The organism is Ruminococcus sp. RTP21204st1_B2_RTP21204_210225, assembly GCF_040914135.1.
GTDB classification, from domain to species: domain Bacteria; phylum Bacillota; class Clostridia; order Oscillospirales; family Ruminococcaceae; genus Hominimerdicola; species Hominimerdicola aceti.
This window is the reverse complement of sequence record NZ_JBCPGA010000083.1, coordinates 1-4,593: the sequence shown is the minus strand read 5'-3', so window position 1 is coordinate 4,593 and position 4,593 is coordinate 1. Positions and strand designations below refer to the sequence as shown.

The following is a 4,593-nucleotide window of genomic DNA, read 5'->3' as shown; positions in this document are numbered from 1 at the left end:
TCAAGCGTGGCAGGATAGAGGGTCACAAGGTAGATGACAAGAGCGAACCTCTTGAAAATGCGGTGTTCGGACTGTTTGCAGTTGATACTGCCGAATTCACTTCTGAAAACGCATATATGACCGCTGTTTCCGATGAAAACGGATATTTTGAGTTTGACGAAATCCCATACGGCGAGTATATTGTCAGAGAAATCGAAGCTCCGACGGGATATATTCTCAGCGGTGAAAGCTATCCCGTAACTGTTTGCGAGGACGGCGAAACTATCACAATTCGTACAGTTAACAAGCCTATTACCGTTGAAGTGTCTAAGGTTGATGTATACGGCGAGGAATTAATCGGCGCAGATATGCAGCTTGAAAATGCTGACGGTGAAATCATTGACGAATGGATTTCCGATGGTACAAATCATATTGTAACCGAGCTTCCAGCCGGAGATTACACGCTCAAGGAAATTGCGGCTCCGGACGGATATGTGATAGCTACGGATATTGAATTCGAGGTTTTTGCAGACGGTACAATAAAGATCAGAAACGTTGATTCTACGGCGATTTCAGAGGACGGAAATCCGCTGATTGTTATGGTTGACGACACAACAAAGGTGAAGATCTCAAAGCGTGATATTACTACGGATAAGGAGCTGCCTGGTGCAACTCTCCAAATTATTGACGAGGACGGAAATGTGGTTGAGGAATGGGTATCTGCGGACGAGGCTCATCTTGTCGAGGGCAAGCTTATCGCAGGAAAGGAATACACGCTCCGTGAAATCATTGCTCCGGACGGTTACGAAATTGCAAATGAGATAAAGTTCACGGTAAACGAGGACGGTTCTGTGACCGAGGTCGTTATGTATGACGAGCTTACTCCTGTTACAAACACTCCGTATACAGGCGATAATCACAGCAATTTTGCGGCATTTGCAATGCTCGGAGCTGCAAGTGTTATCCTTGCCGCCCTTATTATCACAAAGAAAGGAAAAAGGCATGAATAAGAAAGTTATTCGAACTGCTGCGGCTGTGACCGCAGCCGCCCTCCTCGGAGGAGGAATTTATCTTCTTGTAAAAAACGATGTTGCTCAGAAAATCAATTGGCGGGATATTCTGATCTATGCTCCTACCCCGATAGCGAGAGAAACGCTTGACGAAGCGGTCGATATTGAAAAAAGCAAGCCTTCCGCCGACAGAGTTTCCGAGGATACCAAAGAAGAACTGACCGAACAGGTACGTCAGCTTTCCAACGAGCTTGACGATTCTGTGGGTTGGCTGTATGTTCCCGATACAAATATCGATTATCCGATCATGCAGTCGGGAGATAACGATTATTACACACGCAGGGCGGTGGACGGTTCATATTTGTATGCAGGATCACTGTTTATGGACTATCGCTGTTCATGCGATTTTTCTGACTTTAATAGCGTGATCTACGGTCACAATATGGGAAACGGAACGATGTTTGCCGATATTCCGAATTACGAAAACGAGGAATATTTCATGAATCACAGCTACGGCTGGCTGACCACTGAGAACGATGTCAGGCTTATAGATTTCTTTGCGGTTGCAAGAACTTCCGATACAAGCGGACTTTATCTTGCTGCTCCGAATTTTAATGAATGGGATAATCAGCTCAGAAACTGTGCAAGTATTTACAAGGAGATTGAAGTAACCGAAAGTGACCATTTGCTTATGTTATCCACTTGTACAAGTGCGGAGGGTAACAGCCGTACTATTCTGGTAGGAAAAATTATCGAGGAGAGTGATGTGGAATGAAGTTGAAAAAGAAAGTTATTGCAGCGATTGCAAGCACACTCTGCTTTGCAACAATGATGTCGACTACAGCTTACGCTTCCGGCGATGTTGCGGGAGCAGTCCAAAGCACATGGACTACCGCAAGGTCGCAGGTGGTGTCGGTTGTAAACAACGTTGTGTTCCCCGTAATTGACGTAATTCTTGCGGTTTTGCTGTTTGTTAAGATAGGTCTCGCATATCTCGACTATCGAAAACACGGTCAGCTTGAATGGACTCCCATAGCCATAATTTTTGGCTGTCTTATCTTCACCCTAACCGCTCCGCTGTATATTTGGTCGATTGTGTAAAAAGGAGGATTTACGTATGAAAACAAAAATATATTGGGCTGTACTTTCGTCTGCCATAGTATTGGCAATGACCGCCTGCGGAACGATAAGTCCACCATTGCAGTCAACATCGGAAACTACCACAACTATTGCCACAGCCGAGTCCTTACCCGATTCGGCTGCCTCTTCGGAGGCTGAAAGTACAGTTGATGAAGAACAGGTGAAGTCTAATACTTTTATTGCGGAGTTTTTTGACTCAAATATCAGCTTTGTGGACGTTTCTACAATCGTTACTGAAGCGATGAAAGGTTGTTCTTTTGAGAATGAGAACGACGATTCCAACGGTATTCAGAAAATATCTCTCAAAGGCAAAAACGGCGGAGGTATGATAGATGTTCTGTGTGTCGATTTAAGTCAGAGTAACCTTGATTACGACATGAAATATATCCTTGAAAATTTAGGGGATCATTACTTTAGTCAAACTGCTGCTCAGATGAACGGTATCACAGCGGACGATTTTGTGTCCGATTACAGAATGACAAGCAGCGTTGTATCAAAGGGAAAATATCAGCGTTATGCGTCGATTCAGAAAACTGACGGAATGGCGTCGCAGTTCGGGTACACTGAAACCTATGCTGTTCTTAGTGAAAACAAGCTTACCGTTGTATCGGGTGCTTTTCTCAGTTCGGATATGATGGAAAGGCAGAGCTTTTCGCAGGTTATGGGACAATTCAGAGAATGCGTTGGTGGATGAAAAAAGGACTGATTTTACTCAGTCCTTTTGGTAGGGGATTAGATAAACTAATAATTTCGCCAGTTCCTAATCCATTTTGAAAATGATTTTCTGCCTTACGGTTACAAATTCTTTACCACTACAAGAATATCTTGCCCTTATATATCAGCTTCAGTGATTATTTTTACATTATTGTCTTTACACCATTTTTTTGCAAATTCAAGCTGATGGGCTTCATATTTTTCTTTTATAAACAGATTCCATTCATCCATACGCCCAAGTTTGGCAAGTTCTGCGCAGAATTTAGAGCTTCCCGGAAATGCACGAAGAATACGATTACCGAATATGGATTTATATGCTTTAGTAAGGAGTTTCTTTTGTTTCGTGTCATTTATCATTTCATCAATGTATTTAAACGTTATATCCCTGTTCCAATTTGGCGAAGCATCTTCTATCTCATGTAAGGTTGGTAATTTAATGCACTCATTTGACTGCAAAAATTCCCAAACTGCATCCTCACCAAGATATTCTTCTGATAGGTCTTCACCATACGCTATTATTTTATTACTTCCTCTAACAATGTAGTATCCATCCGATCTAACATCAGAACAGTATTCCAATGACTCCAATAACACAGATAACTCCACTTGGTATTTTTCTTCCATAATAACAACAATCCAATCAAATTTCGATTTATCAAGCGATATAGCCCTTGATCCTTCTTCTCATTATACCACACCAAACCAAAATTTTCAACACGGAAAGGAGACATTTAATGCCCTACATCCCATTCACAGACGAACAAAAACAGCTTGCCAACAGCGTAGACTTGGCAGAATATCTGCGTGTGCGTGGCGAAAAGCTTGAGCGTGTCGGCATAGAGCATAAGCTCATATATTACGACAGCTCAGGCAAGCACGACAGTATAACTATCCGTGGGTCAAAATGGTTCGACCATAAAAATCAGACAGGCGGCGGAGCAATAAAGTTTATGCAGGAGTTTTATGGTATGGACTTTCAGACGGCGGTGCAGGAGCTGTTAGGACGGACGGTTACTCCGTTGTCCCACAGTCCTCCGAAAGCTATAGCAAAGGAAGAAAAGAAAGAATTCAAGCTTCCGGTCGCAAATCCGAATATGCATAGAGTTTTCGCATATCTCATAAAACAGCGGTTTATTGCTCCAGATATTATCAGCCATTTTGCAAAACAGCATACACTTTATGAGGACAAACAGCACCACAATGCAGTGTTTGTAGGACTTGATGAAAACGGCGTTCCACGTCAGGCAAGCAAGCGTTCAACCAATTCTTTCGGGAAAACTTTCCGCATTACCTGCGAGGGTTCAGATACCCGTTACAGCTTTTCCCACTTTGGCAAGTCGGAAAAGCTGTTCGTGTTTGAGGCTCCCATTGATATGATGAGTTTTCTTACACTCTATCCGCAGGAATGGCAGAAAAACAGCTACATTGCAATGAACGGTGTGTATGAAAATGCCGTTTTAACAGCGTTAAAGAACCATTCTAACCTGTCAGAAGTCATTCTCTGCGTTGATAACGATGAGGGCGGAATCGAGGCTGTTGACAGACTTCGGGATATTTTGAGAGAAAACGGCTATGAAAATGTACGGCGATTTGCTCCCAAATTTAAAGATTGGAATGAAGATTTAAAGGCAAAAAACGGAGCGAAATTTTTGCCTGCTGTTCCTCATAAGCGAAAGGAAGAATATCTGAAAGAAGTAAGCGAACTGGGGTATTTAAAATGCCGTCCCGATAAGCTGACCTCGCAAATCTA

General features: G+C 42.8%; 6 protein-coding genes. 5 read left to right on the top strand and 1 reads right to left on the bottom strand.

What is annotated here, in order from left to right; genetic code table 11:
- From AB5123_RS13865 to AB5123_RS13850, 4 genes are all read left to right on the top strand, one after another.
- The coding region (locus AB5123_RS13865) for a collagen binding domain-containing protein (protein WP_368364962.1) at window positions 1-989 on the top strand (989 nt) is incomplete at its 5' end.
- Complete coding sequence (gene srtB / locus AB5123_RS13860) at window positions 982-1,764, top strand: class B sortase (protein WP_368364961.1); 783 nt, start codon at window positions 982-984, stop codon at window positions 1,762-1,764. The genes AB5123_RS13865 and srtB, both read left to right, overlap by 8 nt.
- Window positions 1,761-2,090 carry a DUF3852 domain-containing protein gene (locus tag AB5123_RS13855; protein ID WP_195552177.1) on the top strand — a complete coding sequence of 110 codons (330 nt, stop codon included), beginning with the start codon at window positions 1,761-1,763 and terminating at the stop codon, window positions 2,088-2,090. Before srtB ends, AB5123_RS13855 begins: the two co-directional genes overlap by 4 nt.
- A 16-nt stretch (window positions 2,091-2,106) precedes the next feature.
- Entirely contained in the window at window positions 2,107-2,823 is a 717-nt protein-coding gene (locus AB5123_RS13850) for a hypothetical protein (protein ID WP_368364960.1), read from the top strand.
- 137 nt (window positions 2,824-2,960) lie between these two features.
- Here AB5123_RS13850 and AB5123_RS13845 read toward each other — a convergent pair whose 3' ends face one another.
- Window positions 2,961-3,467, bottom strand: a complete 507-nt coding sequence (locus tag AB5123_RS13845) for a hypothetical protein (RefSeq protein WP_278946324.1) — start codon at window positions 3,465-3,467, stop codon at window positions 2,961-2,963.
- 110 nt (window positions 3,468-3,577) lie between these two features.
- Here AB5123_RS13845 and AB5123_RS13840 point away from each other — a divergent pair.
- Window positions 3,578-4,593: DUF3991 and toprim domain-containing protein (locus AB5123_RS13840; RefSeq protein ID WP_368364959.1), on the top strand; the 1,016-nt coding region annotated here is incomplete at its 3' end.

What these genes read in the sequence shown, in the direction of transcription:
- AB5123_RS13850 (WP_368364960.1), top strand. Translation starts at nt 2,107, where the DNA reads ATGAAAACAAAAATATATTGGGCTGTACTTTCGTCTGCCATAGTATTG.
- srtB (WP_368364961.1), top strand. Translation starts at nt 982, where the DNA reads ATGAATAAGAAAGTTATTCGAACTGCTGCGGCTGTGACCGCAGCCGCC.
- AB5123_RS13855 (WP_195552177.1), top strand. Translation starts at nt 1,761, where the DNA reads ATGAAGTTGAAAAAGAAAGTTATTGCAGCGATTGCAAGCACACTCTGC.
- AB5123_RS13845 (WP_278946324.1), bottom strand. Translation starts at nt 3,467, where the DNA reads ATGGAAGAAAAATACCAAGTGGAGTTATCTGTGTTATTGGAGTCATTG.